The 22313-nt window shown below is 62.0% G+C and carries 20 protein-coding genes; 18 read left to right on the plus strand and 2 right to left on the minus strand.

What is annotated here, in order from left to right:
• Positions 1-115 precede the first annotated feature (115 nt).
• Complete coding sequence (gene rhaI / locus RB548_RS01270) at positions 116-1408, minus strand: L-rhamnose catabolism isomerase (protein WP_331373266.1); 1293 nt, start codon at positions 1406-1408, stop codon at positions 116-118.
• A gap of 13 nt (positions 1409-1421) precedes the next feature.
• On the minus strand, positions 1422-3521 hold the full coding sequence (locus tag RB548_RS01275; RefSeq protein WP_331373267.1) for a bifunctional rhamnulose-1-phosphate aldolase/short-chain dehydrogenase: 2100 nt from the start codon (positions 3519-3521) through the stop codon (positions 1422-1424).
• 200 nt (positions 3522-3721) lie between these two features.
• Between RB548_RS01275 and RB548_RS01280 the strand changes: the two genes are divergently transcribed.
• The 18 genes from RB548_RS01280 (at position 3722) to fliF (ending at position 22248) form a co-directional block, all read left to right on the plus strand.
• Positions 3722-4534, plus strand: coding sequence for a DeoR/GlpR family DNA-binding transcription regulator (locus RB548_RS01280; RefSeq protein WP_331373268.1), 813 nt, complete (start codon positions 3722-3724; stop codon positions 4532-4534).
• 126 nt (positions 4535-4660) lie between these two features.
• A complete protein-coding gene (gene rhaS, locus RB548_RS01285; protein ID WP_331373269.1) occupies positions 4661-5650 on the plus strand; it encodes a rhamnose ABC transporter substrate-binding protein in 990 nt (329 codons plus the stop codon).
• A 286-nt stretch (positions 5651-5936) separates the two neighbouring features.
• Positions 5937-7448, plus strand: a complete 1512-nt coding sequence (locus RB548_RS01290) for a sugar ABC transporter ATP-binding protein (protein ID WP_331373270.1) — start codon at positions 5937-5939, stop codon at positions 7446-7448.
• Positions 7445-8425 carry an ABC transporter permease gene (locus RB548_RS01295; protein WP_331373271.1) on the plus strand — a complete coding sequence of 327 codons (981 nt, stop codon included), beginning with the start codon at positions 7445-7447 and terminating at the stop codon, positions 8423-8425. The genes RB548_RS01290 and RB548_RS01295 overlap by 4 nt, the downstream gene beginning before the upstream one ends.
• Positions 8425-9429 (plus strand): ABC transporter permease, encoded by a 1005-nt coding sequence (locus RB548_RS01300; RefSeq protein ID WP_331373272.1) that lies wholly within the window; start codon positions 8425-8427, stop codon positions 9427-9429. The genes RB548_RS01295 and RB548_RS01300 overlap by 1 nt, the downstream gene beginning before the upstream one ends.
• Positions 9430-9437: 8 nt before the next feature.
• Positions 9438-9752: an L-rhamnose mutarotase gene (rhaM, locus tag RB548_RS01305; RefSeq protein ID WP_331373273.1), complete on the plus strand. Its 315-nt coding sequence runs from the start codon at positions 9438-9440 to the stop codon at positions 9750-9752.
• Entirely contained in the window at positions 9749-11143 is a 1395-nt protein-coding gene (locus RB548_RS01310) for an FGGY-family carbohydrate kinase (RefSeq protein WP_331375042.1), read from the plus strand. Before rhaM ends, RB548_RS01310 begins: the two co-directional genes overlap by 4 nt.
• A gap of 711 nt (positions 11144-11854) precedes the next feature.
• Entirely contained in the window at positions 11855-13489 is a 1635-nt protein-coding gene (locus RB548_RS01315; RefSeq protein WP_331373274.1) for a globin-coupled sensor protein, read from the plus strand.
• Between the two features lie 42 nt (positions 13490-13531).
• The gene (locus RB548_RS01320) at positions 13532-13825 is read left to right on the plus strand and encodes an STAS domain-containing protein (protein ID WP_331373275.1); all 294 of its coding nucleotides are present in this window, start codon (positions 13532-13534) and stop codon (positions 13823-13825) included.
• Between the two features lie 3 nt (positions 13826-13828).
• Complete coding sequence (locus RB548_RS01325) at positions 13829-14194, plus strand: response regulator (protein WP_065784641.1); 366 nt, start codon at positions 13829-13831, stop codon at positions 14192-14194.
• A 19-nt stretch (positions 14195-14213) separates the two neighbouring features.
• Positions 14214-16484 (plus strand): chemotaxis protein CheA, encoded by a 2271-nt coding sequence (locus tag RB548_RS01330; protein ID WP_331373276.1) that lies wholly within the window; start codon positions 14214-14216, stop codon positions 16482-16484.
• A 5-nt stretch (positions 16485-16489) separates the two neighbouring features.
• Positions 16490-16957 (plus strand): chemotaxis protein CheW, encoded by a 468-nt coding sequence (locus tag RB548_RS01335; protein WP_331373277.1) that lies wholly within the window; start codon positions 16490-16492, stop codon positions 16955-16957.
• A complete protein-coding gene (locus tag RB548_RS01340) occupies positions 16954-17862 on the plus strand; it encodes a protein-glutamate O-methyltransferase (RefSeq protein ID WP_331373278.1) in 909 nt (302 codons plus the stop codon). Before RB548_RS01335 ends, RB548_RS01340 begins: the two co-directional genes overlap by 4 nt.
• Positions 17859-18917, plus strand: coding sequence for a protein-glutamate O-methylesterase CheB (cheB, locus tag RB548_RS01345; protein ID WP_331373279.1), 1059 nt, complete (start codon positions 17859-17861; stop codon positions 18915-18917). Before RB548_RS01340 ends, cheB begins: the two co-directional genes overlap by 4 nt.
• Positions 18917-19306 (plus strand): response regulator, encoded by a 390-nt coding sequence (locus RB548_RS01350; protein WP_034851752.1) that lies wholly within the window; start codon positions 18917-18919, stop codon positions 19304-19306. The genes cheB and RB548_RS01350 overlap by 1 nt, the downstream gene beginning before the upstream one ends.
• The gene (gene cheD, locus RB548_RS01355) at positions 19306-19854 is read left to right on the plus strand and encodes a chemoreceptor glutamine deamidase CheD (protein WP_331375043.1); all 549 of its coding nucleotides are present in this window, start codon (positions 19306-19308) and stop codon (positions 19852-19854) included. Before RB548_RS01350 ends, cheD begins: the two co-directional genes overlap by 1 nt.
• 68 nt (positions 19855-19922) lie before the next feature.
• A complete protein-coding gene (gene cheT / locus RB548_RS01360; protein ID WP_331373280.1) occupies positions 19923-20315 on the plus strand; it encodes a chemotaxis protein CheT in 393 nt (130 codons plus the stop codon).
• A gap of 259 nt (positions 20316-20574) precedes the next feature.
• Complete coding sequence (gene fliF, locus RB548_RS01365; RefSeq protein WP_331373281.1) at positions 20575-22248, plus strand: flagellar basal-body MS-ring/collar protein FliF; 1674 nt, start codon at positions 20575-20577, stop codon at positions 22246-22248.
• Positions 22249-22313: the final 65 nt, after the last annotated feature.

The raw sequence follows: 22313 nt of genomic DNA on the forward strand, positions 1-22313 counted from the left end.
GGGCAATTTTATCGTGCGGCGATTTTGCACCGATTTCCAGCTGCCGATCACGCCTCCGGCGGCTCCGCGAGGTCGGGCGATTGGGAGCGACCGCCACTGGCCGCTCCTCGATTGCTCAGACGATGCCGCCGCCACCGCCAGCTACAGCCGGCCGTTCGCCCGCCACCTTGGCGCGGTAGCCGCTCGCACGGTAGGTCGCGACCGGCGCGATCGCACCGCCATGCTCGAGGCGTGCCATCGCGAGGATCGGTTCGACGTCTGTCCGGAAGGCGGCTTTCAGCGTCTCCGACGCCATCAGTGCATCATTGCCCTGCTGATAGTCGTTAAGCGCCTTTCGATCGACAAGAAGGGCCTGGGCGTAGGCGCGGCAGACTTCCATCGCGCTGGTCATCAGGCTTTCGATCGGGTCCGTCACGTTATGGCTCTGGTCGAGCATATGCGCGGGATTGAAGCCTTCCGCGCCGCGCACCTCGGCGTCGACCAGCTCGTTGAAGACGAGGAACAGGCGATAGGGATCGATCGATCCGGTATCGAGGTCGTCGTCTCCGTATTTTGAATCGTTGAAATGGAAGCCGCCGAGTTTTTTGAACTGGATCAACCGGGCGACGATCATCTCGATATTGACGTTCGGCGCGTGGTGTCCGAGGTCGACGAGGCAGAAGGCCTTGGGCCCGAGTTCCTGCGCAATCAGATAGTTCGTACCCCAGTCCTGCACCACCGTCGAATAAAAGGCCGGCTCGTACATCTTGTGTTCGGTGAAGACGCGCCAGTCGTCCGGAAGTGCCGCGTAGACTGCTTTCATCGCATCGAGATAGCGTTCAAACGCCTTGGTGAAATTGCACTGCCCGGGAAAGTTGGAGCCGTCGCCGATCCAGACCGTCAGCGCCTTCGACCCCAGCGCCTTGCCGATCTCGATGCATTCTAGATTGTGCTCGATCGCCTGGCGCCGCGTCGCCGCATCGCTGTGCGAGAGCGACCCGAACTTGTAGGAGTGAGCCTGCCCGGGCGCGTCCGAGAAGGTGTTCGAGTTCATCGCATCGAAACCTAGGCCCAGCGCCGCACCCTTCTCCTTCAACGCTCGGAGATCGGAAACCTTGTCCCACGGGATATGCAGCGAAACGGTCGGCGTCGCGCGCGTCAGCTCATGGATGACGCCGCAGTCTTCGAGCTTGTCGAAGATGTTGCGCGGCTCGCCCGGGCCGGGAAAGCGGGCAAAACGCGTGCCGCCCGTGCCGACCCCCCAGGAAGGAACGGCAACGCCATAGGCGGCGACCTTTTTCTTGATCGTGTCGATCTCGATGCCGCGGCGGGCAAGCCTTTCGCCGAGGCTGTCGTAGTCTCGGCTGAGCACGTCCCGGCGGCCTGCATTTTCGGCTTCGACAACGGCCTTGCTGATCATCTCGGTCATGGCAGCCTCCGCATCATCGCGTAAACGACTGGGCATTGCCCGCGTCGACATTGACGATGTTGCCGGTCGATTTTGCCGACATGTCGGAAGCGAGGAAGTAGATCGCTTCGGCAATGTCTTCCGGGAAAACGCTGAGCTTCAGCATCGAACGCTCGCGATAGTGTGCCTCCAGATCGTCCACGTCCATCTTGTAGGCGGCCGCGCGCTGCTCCTTCCATTCGCCGGTCCAGATCTTGGAACCGCGCAGCACCGCGTCCGGATTGACGACGTTGACGCGGATCTGCGCCGATGCCCCTTCGAGTGCCAAGCAGCGGGCAAGATGGATCTCCGCCGCTTTCGCGGTGCAGTAGGCGGACGCGCCGGGCGAGGCGGCAAGGCCGTTCTTCGAGGCGACGAAGACAATATTTCCGCCGGCCTTCTGGTTGCGGAAGATGCGGAAAGCCTCACGCGAGACAAGGAAATAGCCAGTCGTGAGAATGTCGATGTTTTTGTTCCAGAGGGCGAGGGTCGTATCCTCGATCGCCGCCGACGAGGCGAGCCCGGCATTGGAGACGAGAATGTCGAGGCCGCCGAAGGCGAGAAGCGCATCGCCGAAGCCGGCTTCGACCGCCGCCTCGCTGGTCACGTTCATGTTGACCGCACGGACGAAATCCTTGCCGTAGCGTCCGGCGAGTTCGCTCTGGGCAGCCTCGAGCGCCGTTTCGTCGATGTCCGCGAGAACGACGCAGGCGCCTTCCTGCATCAGCCGGTTGGCCGTCGCCTTGCCGATGCCGCCGGCGGCGCCGGTGACGAGCGCGATGCGACCCGCGAGACTCTTGGGCTTCGGCATGCGCTGGAGCTTCGCTTCTTCCAGCAGCCAGTATTCGATGTCGAACGCTTCCTGCTCGGGCAGGCCGACATAGGTCGATACGCCGGAGGCGCCGCGCATGACATTGATGGCGTTGACGTAGAATTCGCCGGAGATCCGGGCCGTCGCCTTGTCCTTGGCGAAGGTGATCATGCCGACGCCGGGGACGAGATAGACGACGGCGTTCGGGTCGCGCATGGCCGGGCTGTCGGCGCGCTTGCAGCGCTCATAGTAGCCGGCATAATCGGCGCGATAGGCGGCAATCGCCTCGCAAAGCCCGGCGAGCGTCCTGTCGATATCGGGATTGGCCGGATCAAAGTCGACCACCAGCGGGCGGATTTTCGTCCGGAGGAAGTGGTCAGGGCAGCTCGTTCCGAGCGCGGCCAGCGGTTCGAGATCTTTGGATGTCACGAAATCCAGGACAGCCTGGCTGTCGTCGAAGTGCCCGACCTTTTTCTCGTCAGCGCTGATCAGCCCGCGGATCACCGGCATCAGTCGCTTGGCGATCGCGGCGCGTTCTGCGCTGTCCAGCGTCGGCTTTACCGCCCCGCCGAAGGCCGGTGCCGTGTTTTCTGCCTCGAACCAGGCGATCGCGCGGTTGATGATCTCGATCGTCGTCTCATAGGCTTGCTTGGCCGTATCGCCCCACGTGAAGAGGCCGTGGCTTTCCAGGATAACACCGCGTGCCTTCGGATTTTCGAGGCAAAATTTTTCGAGCCACAGGCCGAGTTCGTAGCCCGGCCGTTTCCATGGCAGCCAGCCGATCTCGTCGCCGAAGATCTTTTGCGTCAGCTCCTTGCTGTTCTTGGAGGCGGCGATCGCGATGATCGCATCCGGATGCATGTGGTCGACATGCGCCTTCGGCACATAGGCATGGAGCGGCGTGTCGATCGAAGCGGCGCGCGGGTTGAGGTTGAAGGTGCAATGCGGCAGGTAGCCGACCATCTCGTCTTCGAATTCGACGCCCCGGTAGATGCCCTTCAGGGCATTGAGCCTGTCCATGTAAAGGGTTGCGAAGCCGTCGAGCTTGATGGTGCCGACGTCGCCGCCCGATCCCTTGACCCAAAGAACCTCCACCATCTCGCCCGTCAGCGGGTCCTTTTCCCTGACCTTGGCCGACGTATTGCCGCCGCCGTAATTGGTAATTCGCTTGTCCGATCCGAGAAGATTCGATCGGTAAAGAAGCCGCTCTGGCTCGCTCATTCCTGCCGCCTTGCCCTCGTCCCAGAGATTGGCCAGGCGTGCGCCCTGTTGCTTGTCGAGCATGTTGAATTCCTCCCGGTAAGCTATCCGGCGGCAGTAAGACCGCGGCGACATGATTGGCATCAGATCACACGGTCGGCGCGCGAATGTCAATCAAAAACGATCAAAATCGTTCATATTGCGCTGCACAATGAAAAAATATGATTGATACTGATTGACAATGCTTGGGACTGATGGAAGCATGCTGGGCATCGGAGGAGCGAATGCACGAAAAAGAAAGACATAGGGTCATCCTGTCTGCGGTTCAGGAAAAACCGGTCGTGACGGTGCCCGAACTCGTCGAACTGACCGATAGTTCGGAGGCGACGATCCGGCGCGATATCGCGGCGCTTCACGTGCAAAAACGCCTGCGCCGGGTGCGCGGTGGCGCCGAGGCGATCAATCCGCCACAATTCGTCGGTCTCGCCGGCCGGCCCTTCAGCGTCAACGAAGGCCTGCACGCCCGCGAGAAGCAGGCGATCGCCAAGGAAGCGGTGGCGCTTTGCGAGGACGGGGAACCGATCATCATCAACGGCGGCACCACGACCTTTCAGATGGTGCATTTTCTGGCAAACCGCCGGATGCAGGTCTTCACCAATTCCTTCCCGATCGCCGAACATCTGCTCAAGCATTCGAAGAACACGGTGATGCTTTCGGGAGGCACGATCTACCGCGAGCAGAACATCATATTGAGCCCCTTCGACAACGACGTGACGCGCAACTTCTATGCGCGCCGCATGTTCATGGGGGCGCAGGGGCTCGGGCCCCTCGGACTGATGGAAGCGGATCCGCTTCTGATCCAGGCCGAACAGAAGCTGATCGATCAGGCCGACGAATTGGTCGTGCTGGTCGATTCCTCGAAATTTCACAGGCGCTCGAGCCTCATCCTTTGCGGGCTCAAGCGCATCGCCACTGTGATCACGGATTCGGGCATCGAGGACAGGCATGCCGCAATGCTCGAAGGCGCCGGCGTCAACCTGGTCATCGCCAAGGCGAAGCCTGTCGTTGACGCGGAAAGTGCTTCATCGTCCGCCTAACGCGGGCGAGGAGAGGGGAGTGAGGACGTTGCGGTAGTTCTGGGCATGCCCGGACAGGCCGCAGATTAGGGGGCCGGACCGATGCATTCATACCGAATGCGCGCGACCCAAAGGGAGGAGAAAGTCATGAAGATTTTGAAATCATTGATGGTTACGGCCGCCGTTGCGGTGGCGCTCATGGCCAATGCCGCGCATGCGGAAAACAAGAAGATCGCGCTTGTCGTCAAGGCGCTCGGCATCGGCTTCTTCGAGGCTGCCAACAAGGGCGCGCAGGAAGCCGCCAAGGAACTTGGCGACGTCGAGGTCATCTATACCGGCCCGACCTCGACGACAGCGGAAGGCCAGATCGAGGTGATCAATTCGCTGATCGCCCAGAAGGTGGATGCGATCGCCGTTTCCGCCAACGACACCGATGCACTGGTGCCGGCTCTGAAGAAGGCAATGGATCGCGGTATCAAGGTCATCTCGTGGGATTCGGGCGTCGCCAAGGACGGCCGACTGATGCACCTTAACCCGTCCTCGAGCCCGCTCATCGGCAACATGATCATCAAGCTTGCCGCCGACAACCTGCCTGAAGGCGGCGACGTCGCGGTACTCTCCGCCTCGGCGACGGCGACCAACCAGAACACCTGGATCGCCGAAATGAAGAAGGTCCAGGGCAACTACAAGGGCATCAATGTCGTGACCACGGTCTATGGTGACGATCTCGCCGACAAGTCCTACCGCGAGACCCAAGGCCTCATTCAGTCCTATCCGAATCTGAAGGCGATCATCGCGCCGACCTCCGTCGGCATCGTTGCGGCCGCGCAGGCGGTCACTGACGCCGGCAAGATCGGCCAGATCAACGTCACCGGCCTCGGTCTGCCGTCCGAAATGGCGGGACACGTGAAGTCCGGCGCATCGAAGTCCTTCGCGATCTGGAACCCGATCGACCTCGGCTACTCGGCAACGATGATCGCCTATGGCCTCGTCAATGGCGCTGAAGCCAAGCCCGGCGCGGAACTGAAGATGGGTCGCATGGGAACGGTCAAGCTCGACGACAACAATGAAGGCGCCATGGCCGATCCGTTCGTCTACGATGCCTCGAACGTCGAAGAGTTTGCGAAGATCTTCTGATCGCGCAGGCGAGGGGCACTTGCCCCTCATCCGGCCTGCCGGCCACCTTCTCCCCGTAGGCGGGGAGAAGGAGACACGCGGCGAACGCACTCGTCCCTCTCCGCGGTAAAGGAGAAGGTACACGTAACGGCACTCTCGTCCCCTCTCCCCGCGAGCGGGGAAAGGGTTAGGGTGAGGGGCAACCGATCGAGGCCTCACCGCGAAGACCGCTGAGCCCGACCGCCGCCCAATAGAAACGACTGACTTGGTGGACTGTCTCTTGTTGCAGGATAAGATCACATCGCGGATGAAGCCCGCGGTCGCACTCGAGGGCATATCGAAGTCCTTTCCCGGTGTGCGCGCCCTTTCGGATGTCTCGCTCGCGCTCTATCCCGGTTCGGTGACGGCGCTTGTCGGGGAGAATGGCGCGGGCAAGTCGACCCTCGTCAAGATCCTGACCGGCATCTATCAGCCGGCTGCCGGCGTCATCCGCGTGGCGGAGGAGGAAACGACGTTTCCAACCGCGCTCGCCGCCGCCCGTGCGGGCGTAACCGCGATCCATCAGGAAACGGTGCTTTTCGACGAACTCTCCGTTGCCGAAAACATCTTCCTCGGCCATGCGCCGCGCAATCGCTTCGGTTTCATCGACTGGAAGAAGCTCAATGGCGAAGCACGGGCCTTGCTGCACCGCGCCGGCGCCGACTTCGATCCGACGATCCGGCTGCGCGACCTTGGCATCGCCCGGAAACATCTGGTGGCAATCGCCCGCGCGCTGTCGGTCGATGCGCGCGTCGTCATCATGGACGAGCCGACGGCGGCGCTGTCGCACAAGGAAATCCATGAACTCTACGCCTTGATCGAACGGCTCAAGGCCGACGGCAAGGCGATCCTCTTCATCAGCCACAAGTTCGACGAGATCTTCCGGATCGCCGACCGCTACACGGTCTTCCGCGACGGGACGATGGTCGGCGAGGGCCTGATCGCCGACGTGAGCCAGGATGATCTCGTCCGCATGATGGTCGGCCGTGCTGTTGGTTCCGTCTATCCGAAGAAGGAGGTCGCAATCGGCGAGCCGGTGCTGACCGTCTCCGGTTATCGCCACCCGACCGAATTCGAGGACATCAATTTTGAACTGAGGCGCGGCGAAATCCTCGGCTTCTACGGCCTCGTCGGTGCCGGACGCTCGGAATTCATGCAGTCGCTGATCGGCATCACCCGCCCGTCGGCCGGCGCGGTCAAGCTGGGCGGGCAGGTGCTGGTGATCCGAAGCCCGGCCGAGGCGATCCGCGCCGGTATCGTCTATGTGCCGGAAGAGCGCGGCCGGCAGGGGGCGATCATCGGCATGCCGATCTTTCAGAATGTCACCTTGCCCTCACTGTCGCACACATCGCGCTCCGGCTTCCTGAAGCTCGCCAACGAATTCGCCCTCGCACGTGAATACACTTCCCGGCTCGATCTCCGCGCCGCCTCGCTCGACCAGGACGTCGGCACGCTCTCCGGCGGCAATCAGCAGAAGGTCGTGATCGCAAAGTGGCTCGCAACCAGGCCGAAGGTCATCATCCTCGACGAGCCGACCAAGGGCATCGATATCGGCTCCAAGGCGGCCGTCCATGCGTTCATGAGCGAACTCGCGGCCGAAGGCCTGAGCGTCATCATGGTATCTTCGGAAATTCCCGAGATCATGGGCATGTCGGATCGCGTGATCGTCATGCGTGAGGGGCGGATCGCCGGACGCTTCGAGCGAGCCGAACTAACCGCCGAAAAGCTGGTGCGCGCGGCTGCCGGCATCGAAACGCAATCGAACGGTAGGGCCGCATGATGGCGAAGCTCCTGAAAAATCGCGAAATCCTGCTCGTTGTCGCCATCGTCGCGCTCGTCGCCCTGATCGCACTGCGCTTTCCCGCTTTCGTAACTCCGGCAAGCTTTGCCCGCGTCTACAACGACACCTCTATTCTGATCATTCTGGCGCTCGGGCAGATGGCGGTGATCCTCACCCGCTGTATCGATCTGTCGATGGCTGCAAACCTTGCGCTCAGCGGCATGGTTGCAGCCATGTTGAACACCGCCTTTCCGGGGCTGCCGATTCCCCTTGTCATTCTTGTCGCGATGGCGCTCGGCTGCCTGCTCGGCATGGTCAACGGAACGCTCGTCTGGAAACTCGACATACCCCCGATCGTCGTCACGCTCGGAACGCTGACGATCTATCGCGGCCTGATCTTCCTCCTGACGGACGGCAAATGGATCAACGCCCACGAGATGAGCGACGCCTTCAAGGCGCTGCCGCGCCTGGGCCTTGCGGGCGTGCCGGTGCTCTCGTGGCTGTCGCTCTTGATGATCGCGCTGATGTTCCTGGTGATGGGCCGCACCCCGATCGGTCGTGCCTTCTATGCGGTCGGCGGCAATCCGCACGCGGCCGTCTATACGGGCATCGACGTCGGCCGCACGCGCTTCTTCGCCTACTGCCTCTCGGGCACGCTCGCTGGCCTCTCCGGCTATCTCTGGGTGTCGCGCTATGCGGTCGCCTATGTCGATATCGCCGCCGGCTTCGAGCTAGACATCATCGCGGCCTGCGTCATCGGCGGCATTTCGATTGCCGGCGGCATCGGCTCGGTGGCAGGCGCGGTGCTCGGCGCGCTTTTCCTTGGCGTGATCAAGAACGCACTGCCGGTCATCAACATCTCGCCCTTCGCGCAGATGGCGATTTCCGGAACGGTCATCGTCATCGCGGTCGCCGTCAACGCCCGTGCCGAGAGGCGCAAGGGCCGGGTCATTCTCAGAAAAGCGGAGGCGGTCTGATGACGGACGCTCACCTCTCTCCCCGCAACATTCCAGACCGGCTGCAGGGCCGCGGTGCACGCATCCTGAAAAGCTGGGAAAGCCTGCTGCTTGCCGTCGCCGTCGCGATCTTTCTCGGCAATTCGCTGGCCTCGCCCTATTTCCTCGATCCGTGGAACCTCTCTGACGCCACGTTCAATTTCACCGAGAAGGCGATGATCGCCTTCGCCATGGCGCTCGTCATCATCTCCGGCGAGATCGATCTTTCGGTCGCATCGATCATCGCGCTTGCCTCGACGGCAATGGGCTATGCCGTGCAATTGGGCGTGGACACACCGGCGCTCGTCGCGATCGGTCTCGGCGTCGGGCTCATCTGCGGCATGGTCAACGGGCTGCTGATCACCGGCCTCGGCCTGCCGTCGATCGTGGTGACGATCGGCACGATGAGCCTGTTTCGCGGGCTTTCCTTCATCGTCCTCGGCGACCAGGCCTTTACCGGCTATCCCGAAAGCTTCGCCTGGTTCGGGCAGGGCTATGTCTGGTGGGTCTTCTCATTCGAGTTCACCTTGTTCGTCGTGCTCGCAGTCGTCTACGGCGTGCTCTTGCACAAGACGAATTTCGGCCGCGCCGTCTATGCGATCGGCAACAACCAGACGGCAGCGCTCTTTTCGGGCGTGCGCGTCGCGCGGGTGAAGTTCATCCTTTTCCTGCTCACCGGGCTGATGGCGGGGCTGGCCTCGATCTGCCTCACCTCCCGCCTTGGCTCGACGCGCCCATCGATCGCACTCGGTTGGGAACTGGAAGTGGTAACGATGGTCGTCCTCGGCGGCGTCAACATCCTCGGCGGCTCGGGCACCATTCCCGGGGTCGTGCTGGCAGCACTGATCATGGGCATGGTCACGTTCGGCTTCGGCCTGCTCAATGTACCGGGTATCGTCATGTCGATCTTCATCGGCCTGCTGCTGATATCGGTCATCGCCCTGCCGATTCTTTGGCAGCGCGCCCGCCGTCGTCTCGCACATTGAGGTTATCCATGGAAAAATACGCCTTCCGCATGCGTCTCAACCCGGGAATGGCCGACGAATACAAGGCACGCCATGATGCGATCTGGCCTGAGCTGGTTGTTCTGCTCAAGGAAGCGGGAGTTTCCGACTATTCGATCCATCTCGATGAAGAGACCAACCTGCTTTTCGGCGTGCTCTGGCGGACCGACACGCACGGGATGGCGGAGCTTCCTTCGCACCCTGTCATGCAAAAGTGGTGGGCCTACATGGCCGATATTATGGAGACGCATGCGGACAACGAGCCCGTTGCCGTGCCGCTGAAGACCGTTTTCCATCTGAGCTGACGATGAAGACGGTGGCGGTCATCGACATAGGCAAGACGAACGCCAAGGTCGCGCTGGTCGATCTCGATCGGTTCGAGGAAATCGCCGTGCGCAAGACGGGCAACGGCGTGGTCAATAGCGGCCTTTACCCGCACTTCGATATCGAGCGCCTTTGGCGCTTCATTCTCGACAGCCTCGCAGCACTTCATCGCGAGCGCAGGGTGGACGCCATATCGGTTACCACCCACGGGGCGACCGCCGTCCTGCTCGACGACGCCGGCGATCTTGCGCTTCCGGTGCTCGATTACGAGTTCGCCGGACCCGACGCGCTCGCCGACGACTACGACCGGGTTCGCGCGCCGTTTTCTGAGACCGGTTCGGCGCGCCTGCCGATGGGCCTGAATGTCGGCGCACAGCTCTTCTGGCAGGAGCGCATGTTTCCGGAGCACTTCGCGAAGGTCACGACGATCCTGACCTATGCGCAGTATTGGTCCTACCGGCTGACCGGCATAAGGGCGAACGAGTTGACATCGCTCGGCTGCCACACCGACCTCTGGAACCCAAAAGCCACGGCGTTTTCCTCGATGGTCGAGGCACTCGGCTGGCGCAACCTCTTCGCGCCGGTGCGCAAGGCAAGCGACGTGCTTGGCGGGTTGCTCCGAGAGCTCGCGGATGAAATGGGCATGCCGCAAGACCTGCCGGTCTATTGCGGGATCCACGACTCCAACGCCTCGCTGCTGCCGCATCTGCTGACGCGCAGTGCCCCGTTTTCGGTCGTTTCGACCGGCACCTGGGTCGTCATCCTGTCGGTCGGCAGCGACAGGGTGGATCTCGACGAGAAACGTGACACGCTGATCAACGTCAACGCGCTCGGCGATCCGGTGCCCTCGGCCCGTTTCATGGGTGGCCGCGCTTTCTCGACGCTTATGGGCGAAAACCCGCCCGCCGGTTCGCTGGAGGCGGAAAGCAAGGTTCTGTCTGCGCGCCACATGCTGCTGCCGTCGGTGCCGGTCGGCTCCGGCCCTTTCCCTTCGACCGGCGCGCGTTGGACCACTGACGAAAGAGCGCTTGCTTCGGCCGAGCGGCTTGCCGCCGTTTCCTTTCACCTTGCACTGATGACGGCGACATGCCTTGATCTCATCGGAGCAAGGGGAGAGATCGTCGTCGAAGGGCCGTTCGCCACCAATGCCGCCTATTTGCGGATGCTTGCCGCGGCCACGAGCCGACAGGTCCTTGCCGACAGCCGCAGTGCCACCGGAACCAGCCTTGGGGCGGCCTGTCTGGTGACCGGCGTTCGCGTCCACACGGGGGCGGAACGTTTCATGGCCACCGTCTCCGACGACTATGCGAGATACGCCGAGGAATGGCGTGCGCTCACTGCGGCGCACGTTAAGCGCGTAGTCGACGCCTAAAGTCTACCCGATGTAATGTGATGTACACGCGAAGTAGAGCGGTCGCGTTGCGCAAATCGATCAGAAAACCGCGCTCCGGTTTAGCGACCGGTTATGTTCAAGATTGATGACGATCGAAATTGCCGTCATTGTCAGGAATGCAGTGATGGCGGCGCCTATGCCAAGAACAATCATTGTTCATTTCCCGTCGGCGCACCGTCATGATGTCGCCAGCCTGTGTGAAGGTTACTGCAGGCGGTCTGCGCCTTATCACCTTTGCTTTCGATACGCGACGCCAAGTAGAAGCACAATTCTAAACTCTTGTGATTGAAAACCTGTTGTTGTCCGGTCGAATAACGCCGTTTCGTTGCAATGCAAAAACGGGCGCCCGAAGTCATAGGTGAATTTTAGCGATTCCAGTTGCGGGCCAGGAACCGTTAACTTTCAAGCAACGAATTAACCATAAACATGGTCGCACACGTCGGAATAGGAAAGTCTCAGCTACTCCTCAAGGCATGACGCCGCACCGCCGTACCGGTTCCGGTCCGGTATCTATTGTTCACCGAAATACTTGCGGGATGGGACGATGGCAAACGCTGCGGCGCGCTGATCGCATCGATCGGGCGTGACCACTGCTGGCCGTTTGGCCGGCCCTCCCCAGGCGAGTTTCGATTGCGCACTACAGCGCCGCGCGTCAGACGCGCAAAGGTCGCGGTAGCCCCGGGGATTGGTGTGAAGCAGGACGCGTCGTCAGAACAGGCAAGAAGGGGCCAAGCGGGAAGCTTGCTTGAGCGTCTGCGTTTTGCCGGGCTCGACGAAGACGGCTGCGCGCTCCTGCGCCACCATCGCCAGGCCCTTTCGCCGCGCATCAACCTTGCGCTTCGGGATCTCTTCCAAAGGTTTCAGACCTACCCGGAGGCCGCCCGCCACTTCGACAGTGACCGCCAGCTCGATCGTCTGCACGATCTGCAGTCGTCGCATTGGAACGTGCTGACCGATGCCCGTTTCGACGGGCTTTATGCGGAGCGCGTGAAAGTGCTTGCCGATACGGAGGGCCGCATGGGGCTCGACCCCCGCTGGCAAGTCGCAAGTCATGCGGTGGTGCTGGAACATTTGCTCACCGGTCTCATCGAGGACGCGTGGCCCAACCCACTGCTTTCCTTCGGCAAGGCGCGCAAGAAGGAACTCTGCAACCTCGTTGCCGCGCTCGTGCGCACCACCTTCGTCGACACGGAGATTGCGGTGTCGCTGCGGTTCAATGCGCTCAGGCAGCAGCATCAGCGGCAACTCGCCGAGCAGCGCAGGGACGACGAGACCGAAGTCAGCGACCTTTTCGCAAACTTTCTGCAGGCTCTCGGTGACGGCGATCTTGCTGCCCGGCTGCCCGAGGACGCTTCAGACGCGTATCAACCGATCGTCGCACGCCTCAATGCTTCCCTGGATCAGATTCAGGCGGCGCTGCAATCCGCGGACGAGCGCAGCACAGCGGCAGAAGCGATGGTCTCGCAGCTGCAGGCCCGCGCGGCGGAATTTTCCGGCAAGGCCGGAAGCGAAGCGGAGGCGCTTTCGCGTCAGGCGGCAGCGCTCGGCGGCATGACCGGACGCATCCAAGCGGGATCGGCGCGCATCGGCGAAACCGAGGCGAAAGCGAACGAGACGCGCATTGCCGTCGAGCGGAGCGGTGAGATTGCCGGCCAGGCGATTTCGGCGATGGCCGACATCGAGGCGTCTGCCGAAAAGATCGGTCAGATCATCGGTGTGATCGACGAGATTGCCTTCCAGACCAATCTTCTGGCTCTCAACGCCGGCATCGAGGCGGCGCGCGCCGGCGAGAGCGGCCGCGGCTTCGCGGTGGTCGCACAAGAGGTCCGCGCACTTGCCCAGCGCTCCGGCGAGGCGGCGCGGGAGATCAAGCAGCTTGTTACCGGAACCAAGGCCCAGGTCGAGGCCGGCGTCGAAATGGTCGGCCGAACCCAGGATGCGATCAGCAGCATCGTCGAGCAGGTGATTTCCATCAACGCGGCCGTTTCGGGCATCGCCCGCGATGCCGAAGGCCAGGTGAGCGACCTTCGTACCGCCACCTCTGAAATCGGCGGCATCTCGCAAGCGATGCAGCAAAGTGCGGCATTGGCGGAAAACGCGGCGAGATCGTCGGACGACCTTCATGGGGTCATTGAGGAACTCGGCCGGACGATCCGCAGGTTCCGTCACGAACGGCATCAGGCGGGACGTGCCGCGGCGACCCGCAACCCGGCGCTCTCGCGCGCAGCGCAGCGCGCGCCGGCACAGGCGAGCGACGACGACGCGATCGCTCTGTTCGACGATGGTGCTGTCACGGGACGAAACGTTGCGGGACGGCACCACTAGTCTTGGGCAAGACATTCAAAGCAGGCAGGCGAGGAAACCGAAATGGCCAGCAAGAAGACAGCTCAGAAGACGCTCAGGCTCGCTCCTGTGCTCGATCTGAACGAGGCGACGGCGCTGCATGAAAAGCTGCTGGCGCTGAAAGGCAGCGCAGTCGCTATCGATGCCTCCGCTGTCGAGCGGATCGGTGCGCTCTGCGTTCAGGTGCTGATCGCCGGCGCAAAAAGTTGGGAAGAACAGCAGCTGTCTTTCACCTTTGCAAAGGTGTCGGACGCCTTCGTTAAAACGACACAGCTCATCGGCGTGGACATCGATCCCCTGATGGCAAAGGAGATTTGAGAAATGAAGAAGAGAGTTCTGACTGTCGACGACTCCCGGACGATCCGGAACATGCTTCTCGTCACGCTCAACAATGCCGGATTCGAAACGATCCAGGCGGAGGACGGCGTCGAAGGTCTCGAGGTCCTCGAGGAAGCCAATCCGGACGTCATCGTCACGGACATCAACATGCCGCGCCTCGACGGCTTCGGTTTCATCGAGGGCGTGCGCAAGAACGACCGCTACCGCGCCGTGCCGATCCTCGTACTGACCACGGAGAGCGATGCTGAAAAGAAGAACCGCGCACGGCAGGCAGGTGCCACCGGCTGGATCGTCAAACCGTTCGACCCGACCAAGCTGATCGACGCAATCGAGCGCGTAACGGCCTGAAATCCGAGGACAGCCTCCAATGGATATGAACGAAATCAAAGAGATTTTCTTCCAGGAGTGCGAGGAGCAGCTCGCGGAACTGGAGTCGGGTCTCCTGAAGCTCAACGACGGTGATCGTGATCCGGAAACGGTCAATGCCGTCTTTCGCGCGGTCCACTCCATCAAGGGGGGCGCTGGTGCGTTCGGGCTGGATGATCTCGTGTCGTTCGCACATGTGTTCGAGACGACACTCGACTGCGTTCGATCCAACAGGCTGGAGCCCAATCAGGACGTTCTGAAGGTCATGCTGAAGTCGGCGGACGTGCTCGCTGACCTCACCAATGCTGCCCGCGATGGCGGCAGCGTCGATCAGGCGCGCAGCCGTCAACTGATCAAGGAGCTCGAAGCGCTGGCGAATGGCGAACTGCCGCAGGCGTCCGCTGCCGAACCGGCGCCCAAGGCTGCAGCTCCTGCGCCCGCGCCTGTTGCCGCGCCCCCCGTCAACGAGGAGGGCTTCCAGCCCGTTGCCTTTTCCTTCGAGGATTTCGAGGCCGACGAACCGGACCTGATCGAGGGGACATGCTACGAGATCATCTTCAGGCCAAAATCCGAGCTTTATGCCAAGGGCAATGATGCGACGCTGCTTCTGCGCGATCTGTCGCGCCTCGGCGCGATGAGCATTCACTGCGATATGGATGGCCTGCAGCCGCTCGACCGGATGAATCCGGAGGCGGCCTACTTCTCGTGGAAGATTTCGCTGAAGACGGACAAGGGCGAAGACGCGATCCGCTCTGTATTCGAATTTGCGGAATGGGATTGCGACCTCGACATTGCTTTGGCCGGTGGCGGCGCGGTTGATGCGTGCGAGGAGCTGCCGATGCAGCCCGTTCCCTTCGATCTCTCGATGCTGGACGAGGCAGCGGCCGGTTCGGCTGAAGAGGAAGTTCAAATCGCCGCCCGCGACCGCGCTGCGGCCGTTTCGGCGGCCGAGACGGCGAGCAACGTCTTGCAGATGGCCCAGTCCTCCACCAGGGCACCGGCAGAGGCGCAGAAGAACGCAACGGCTGCGGCCAACGCCGCCGCCCAGCAGGCTGCGTCAGCCGCGACCCCGACTATCCGCGTGGACCTCGATCGAGTCGATCGTCTGATCAATCTCGTCGGCGAACTCGTCATCAACCAGGCGATGCTGTCGCAGAGTGTGATCGAGAACGACACCAACGGTACGTCGTCGATCAACATGGGCCTCGAAGAGCTGCAACAGCTCACCCGCGAGATCCAGGACAGCGTCATGGCGATCCGTGCGCAGCCGGTGAAGCCCGTCTTCCAGCGCATGTCGCGCATCGTCCGCGAAATTGCCGATATGACCGGCAAATCCGTTCGTCTCGTCACTGAGGGCGAGAACACGGAAGTGGACAAGACGGTCATCGACAAGCTGGCCGAACCGCTGACGCATATGATCCGCAACGCTGTCGACCACGGCCTCGAAACGCCGGAAAAGCGACTTGCAGCCGGCAAGAGCGCCGAAGGCACCGTGCGCCTGACGGCCAAGCACCGTTCGGGTCGCATCGTCATCGAGCTTGCCGACGACGGCGCGGGCATCAATCGCGAGAAGGTGCGCCAGAAGGCGATCGACAACGATCTCATCGCCGCCGACGCCAACCTCTCGGACGAGGAAATCGACAACCTGATCTTCCACGCGGGCTTCTCGACCGCCGACAAGATCTCCGACATTTCCGGCCGCGGCGTCGGCATGGATGTCGTCAAGCGCTCGATCCAGGCGCTCGGCGGGCGCATCAACATCTCGTCGAAGCCCGGGCAGGGTTCGGTCTTCACGATGAGCTTGCCGCTCACGCTCGCCGTCCTCGACGGCATGGTGGTGACGGTCGCCAACCAGACGCTGGTCGTGCCGTTGACCGCCATCGTCGAAACGCTTCAGCCCGAGGCTTCCGCGATCCATAGCTTCGGCGCCACCCAGCGCCTGATCTCGATCCGCAACTCCTTCTGCCCGCTGGTCGATGTCGGCCGCATCCTGAACTTCCGCGCGACGCAGGCCAATCCGGTCGAGGGCGTCGCGCTGCTCGTCGAGTCCGAGGGTGGCGGCCAGCGCGCCCTGATGGTGGATGCGATCCAGGGGCAGCGGCAGGTGGTGATCAAGAGCCTGGAGGCGAACTACACCCATGTTCCAGGCATCGCAGCGGCGACCATTCTCGGCGACGGCCGCGTGGCGCTCATTCTTGATGTCGACGCCATCGTCGCCGCATCGCGCGGACAGTCTCTGAAACCTGAAATGTCATTTGCTGCAGCCGGATAATAGTCATGACCTATGCCGCAAAAAATCTGACGACTGGCGGACGGGAGCTCATCGCTTTCCGCGTCGGAGATCAGGAATTCTGCGTGAACATTATGGCGGTCCGCGAAATTCGCGGCTGGACGCGGGCTACTCGGATGCCGCATGCGCCATCCTATGTGCTCGGCGTGATCAATCTGCGCGGCGCAGTGTTGCCGATCGTCGATCTGTCGGCGCGTCTCGGCATGAAGCCCGCGGAACCGACCGTTCGGCATGTGATCATCGTCGCCCAGGTGAAGAGCCAGATGGTCGGGCTTCTGGTTGACGCCGTATCCGATATCCTGACCGTCAGGGACGAGGAGATCCAGCCGACGCCGGACATTTCGTCCGAATTCGAGAAGAGCTTTGCCCGAGGCGTGTTGGCGATCGAAGGCCGGATGATCTGCCTGGTCGAACTCGAGGCGGTCTTCCCCCAGGAAGAAAGGGAGGCTGCATGAGAGCGCACGCGATTCTCGAACAGAAACTGTCGCCGGACGAATGCCTTGCAAGCGGCGAGTATCCGCTGACGCGGCGCGATCTTAGCGAAATTGCTGCGATGATTTACGCCGATGCCGGCATCTATCTCAACGAATCCAAGGCGTCGCTCGTCTATTCGCGGCTGTCGAAGCACATCCGCAATCTGGGCCTGAAGGGTTTTCGCGACTATTGCCAGCTCGTCGCCTCGCCGGCGGGCGCAGCGGCGCGGCGCGACATGCTCTCGCACCTGACCACGAACTTCACCCGCTTCTTCCGCGAGAACCACCACTTCGAACACCTGAAGACGGACGTGTTGCCCGACCTCATCGCCCGCGCCAAGAATGGTGGGCGCGTTCGCATCTGGTCGGCTGCGTGCTCGGATGGTCAGGAGCCCTATTCGATCGCGCTCACGGTTCTGTCGCTGCTGCCGAACGCGGCGGACTATGATTTCCGCATTCTCGCGACGGACATCGATCCGAAGATCCTGGCACTCGCCCGGGCCGGTGCCTACGACGCGACGGCGCTCGAGACGGTTAACCCCGCCATGCGCAAGCAGTGGTTCAGTGAGGTCAATGTCGGCGGCCGCGTCAAATGGCAGATCGACGATCGCGTCAAGCGGCTGATCACCTTCAACGAACTCAACCTGATGGCACAATGGCCGGTAAAGGGACCCTTCGATGTGATCTTCTGCCGCAACGTGGTGATCTATTTCGATGAGCCGACGCAGATGAAGATCTGGTCGCGCTTTGCCGGCGTGCTGAACACGAACGGACATCTTTATATCGGCCATTCGGAGCGCGTGTCGGGAGACGCCAAGTCGAACTTCGACAATATCGGCATCACCACCTACCGCCATACCGGCAAGTTTCATGGAGTTCGGGCATGAGTGTTCCCGCACGCGTTCTCGTCGTCGATGACTCGGCCACCATGCGCGGTCTGATCACTGCCGTGCTCAATGCGGATCCGGAGGTCACGGTCGTCGGTCAAGCGGCCGATGCGATCGAGGCCCGCCAGGCGATCAAGCAGCTTGATCCCGACGTCGTCACCCTCGACATCGAGATGCCGAACATGAACGGCCTCGAGTTTCTCGACAAGATCATGCGGCTCAGGCCCATGCCGGTCATCATGGTCTCGACCTTGACCCACAAGGGCGCCGAAGCGTCGATCGCCGCGCTCGAGATCGGTGCCTTCGACTGTGTAGGTAAGCCGCATCCCGGCGACCCGCATCCCTTCGGCGATCTGGTCGACAAGGTGAAGGCGGCCGCCCGGTCACAGCGCAAGCTCATCATCACCGGCAACAAGGCCGCAGCACCAGCCGCCGCAAGCGCGAATGCCGCTTCCGAATACAGGGCCGGCCGCAAGATCATCGCCATCGGAGCGTCGACCGGCGGTGTCGAAGCGCTGATCTCCGTGTTGCAGAAGTTTCCGGCCAATTGCCCGCCGACGGTGATCACGCAGCATATGCCGCACACCTTCACTAGGAGCTTCGCGGAGCGGCTCAATCGCCTTTGCGCGCCGACCGTGCAGGAGGCGACCGATGGCGCCCGCCTCGAGATCGGCAAGATCTACCTGGCGCCGGGCGGCGAACGCCATCTTCAGGTGGCCAATGCCGCCGCGCCTTGCTGCCGGCTGGTCGAACGCGCCCCTGTCAACGGTCATCGCCCCTCGGTCGACGTTCTGTTCGATTCGGTCGCCGAGCTTGCAGGCCGCAATTCGATCGGTGTCATCCTGACTGGAATGGGCCGCGATGGCGCATCCGGTCTCCTCAGGATGCGACATGCCGGAGCGCGCACCTTCGGACAAAATGAAAAGACTTGTGTCGTCTACGGCATGCCGAGAGTTGCCTATGAATTGGGTGCTGTCGAAACGCAGCTCCCCCTCGGATCGATCGGGGAGGAGATCCTGAAGACCGCAGCAGCCCGAAAAGAAGGAAGCGAATAATGTCCATCGCCGAAAAAATAAAAGTTCTGATCGTCGACGATCAGGTCACCAGCCGCCTGCTCCTCGGCGACGCCCTGCAGCAGCTCGGTTTCAAGCAGATCACTGCAGCCGGCGACGGGGAGCAGGGCATGAAGATCATGGCCCAGAACCCGCACCATCTGGTTATCTCGGATTTCAACATGCCGAAGATGGACGGTCTGGGGCTGTTGCAGGCCGTTCGGTCGAACCCGACGACGAAGAAGGCGGCCTTCATCATCCTGACCGCACAGGGCGATCGCGCGCTGGTGCAGAAGGCAGCTGCCCTCGGTGCCAACAATGTTCTCGCCAAGCCGTTCACGATCGAAAAGATGAAGGCAGCAATCGAGGCCGTGTTCGGGGCACTGAAATGATGGCCGCGGCTGCTGCCGGCAGGCGCGTTCACGTCATCCAGGGCGAGTTCAAGGTCGTCAACGATCCGGATATCGTTCTTTCGACCATTCTCGGTTCCTGCGTCGCCGCCTGTCTGCGCGACCCCGCGATCGGTGTCGGCGGCATGAATCATTTCCTGTTGCCCGGCTCCGCGACAAGCTCCGGCGGCGATGCCACGCGCTATGGCGTGCACCTGATGGAACTCCTGATCAACGGCCTGTTGAAGCAGGGAGCACGTCGCGACCGCCTGGAAGCGAAGATTTTCGGTGGCGCCAAGACGATCGCAAGGTTCTCCAATGTCGGTGAGCAGAATGCCGCCTTTGCGCGCCAGTTCCTGCTGGACGAGGGGATCCGCATCGTCGGCGAGAGCACAGGAGGGGAGCACGGCCGCAAGCTGGAATATTGGCCATCCTCCGGGCGTGCCCGCCAATACGCTTTGACCGGGGTGGAAGCGCAACGGGCGATGCAGATGGACCAGCGACCTGTACCCGCGCCAAAGCCGGTGGAAAGCTCGATCGAATTCTTCTGATCGTGCTCGCCCATAGGCCCGCCAGGGAAAACGCACTTCAGAATTCGCAGACGACGTGAGAACAGACCATGCAGATCGACTATCAGAGCCATACGCCTCACGCCGAAGAATCCTTGCCCGGTGTGCTGATGCGCATCGTCACAGAGCTCCATGACGTGGCCTATCTCATCGAACGCATCGAGCCGCAGCTCTACGGCAATCGCGGCGTGGCCGCGGCCGACGAGTCCGAGCAGATGATGGTGCTTCAGGGCCTTGATCTGGCCGTGCAGAAGACGCGTGGGCTGGCCGAGTTTATCGATACGATCACGGGATCCATCCCCGACACCTGGCTTGTCGACGTTACGACTGCGGTCAACCTGATCAAGCTTGCCGATATGAGGAAGGCGTTGGGAAATGGCATGCTGCGCCATGGTCACTCGCAGCCTTTGACGAAAGCCTCCGGTGACTTCGAGGCATTCTGACCCCACCGTCGACGGTTCTCGCCACATGCCTGAGAAACGTCCGCAGTGGCCCCGAGATTGTTTTAGCCAACGCAACGCGATCTGACCAAGTTCGCGCAAGTTTCGCCGCCTAGCTTCGCATCCGGGGCTGGTAGATTCGCGCGTATTGGACATCGGCTGAAGCGCAAGCCGATACCCAGCGAACCCGAATGTTGGATCTGCGCATGGCGCAAGCCGGATGACCGGCTGGCCGTCCTGCGATACTGGGTGCGGAAACAGAATGAATCTGTTCGATCAATTCTCGACGTTCACGAAAAACCTCGGCAGTCTGGGGCAAAGCAAACTGATCGCGCTCGCCGTGGCCGGTATCGTTGCGGTCGGCTTCGTCCTTGCCGCCGGCATCTACGTCAACAGACCTTCTTATGAAACGCTCTATGTCGGCCTAGAGCGCAGCGATGTGACCCAGATCAGCATTGCGCTCGCCGAGGCGAACATCGATTTCGACGTCGGGTCCGATGGCGGTAGCATCCAGGTTCCAGTCGGCATGACCGGTAAGGCCCGGCTGTTGCTTGCCGAACGCGGTCTGCCGAGCAGCGCCAATGCCGGTTACGAACTCTTCGACAATGTCGGCTCCCTGGGCCTCACCTCCTTCATGCAGGAGGTCACGCGCGTTCGTGCGCTTGAAGGCGAAATTGCCCGCACCATCCAGCAAATTTCTGGCATCGCCGCCGCACGCGTGCACATTGTGATGCCGGAGCGCGGAAGCTTCCGCAAGGCCGACCAGACGCCGACGGCGTCGGTGATGATTCGCGCGAGCGCAACGGTGGGCCGCAATGCCGCAGCCTCGATCCGCCATCTCGTGGCATCCTCCGTGCCGGGACTTGATGTCGACGACGTTACCATACTGGATTCGACCGGACAGCTTCTCGCCTCCGGCGATGACCCGGCGAACAGCGCACTCAATCAGTCGCTCGGCGTCGTCCAAAATGTCCAGACAGATCTTGAAAAGAAGATCGATAATGCGCTCGCCCCGTTCCTCGGCATGGACAATTTCCGCACGAGCGTGACGGCGACGCTCAACACCGATGCACAGCAGATCCAGGAAACCGTCTTCGACCCCGAGTCGCGTGTCGAGCGCTCGACCCGCGTGACCAAGGAAGAGCAGAAGTCCAGCCAGCAACAGCCGGACAATGCCGCAACCGTGCAGCAGAACGTGCCCCAGGCCGCACCGCGCGGCGGCGCCGGTCCGCAGTCCAGCGACGAGGCGGCAAAGAAGGAAGAGCAGACCAACTACGAGATCAACAGCAAGACGATCGCCACCGTCAAGAACAGCTATTCGATCGAGCGGCTGTCGATCGCCGTCGTCGTCAACCGCGGTCGTCTCGCGGCGATGGTGGGAGAGCCGGCTGATCAGGCGAAGATCGACGCCTATCTGCAGGAGATGCAGAAGATCGTCTCGTCGGCCGCGGGCGTCGACGCCAACCGCGGTGACGTCGTCACCCTGAACGCGATGGATTTCGTCGAGACGCAACTGTTGGACCAGCCGGTATCCGGCCCGGGCGTGATGGAAATGCTGACGCGCAATCTCGGCGGCATCATCAACTCGCTTGCCTTCGTCGCGGTCGCCTTCCTGGTTGTCTGGATGGGCATGCGGCCGCTCGCCCGCCAGATGGGTTTCGGCGGCAAGGCAGGCCAGCTGGAAAGCGAGGCGGCCGGCCTCGAACTGCCCGACTTCTCGCCGGTCGGTGCCGGTTCCGGAGGTGCGCTCATGGAAGGCTTCGGCTCGGACTTCGGTTTCGACAGCACCGACGACCTGCTCAACATCGGCGAGGAGGGCAACTTCAACCGGCGCGTCAAGGAAGGACCGGAACGGCGGCTCTCGCGCATGGTGGAGATCAGCGAGGAGCGCGCCGCGAAGATCCTGCGCAAATGGGCCCTCGACCGCGCCGCCTGACCGACATTCGGCAAGGCAGACACTTTTCAGAAAAGTCCCGCCCGAGTGGCGGGATTTTTTGTGCG

Origin of the sequence: Sinorhizobium chiapasense (assembly GCF_036488675.1) — a bacterium.
Classification (GTDB): Bacteria; Pseudomonadota; Alphaproteobacteria; order Rhizobiales; family Rhizobiaceae; genus Sinorhizobium; species Sinorhizobium chiapasense.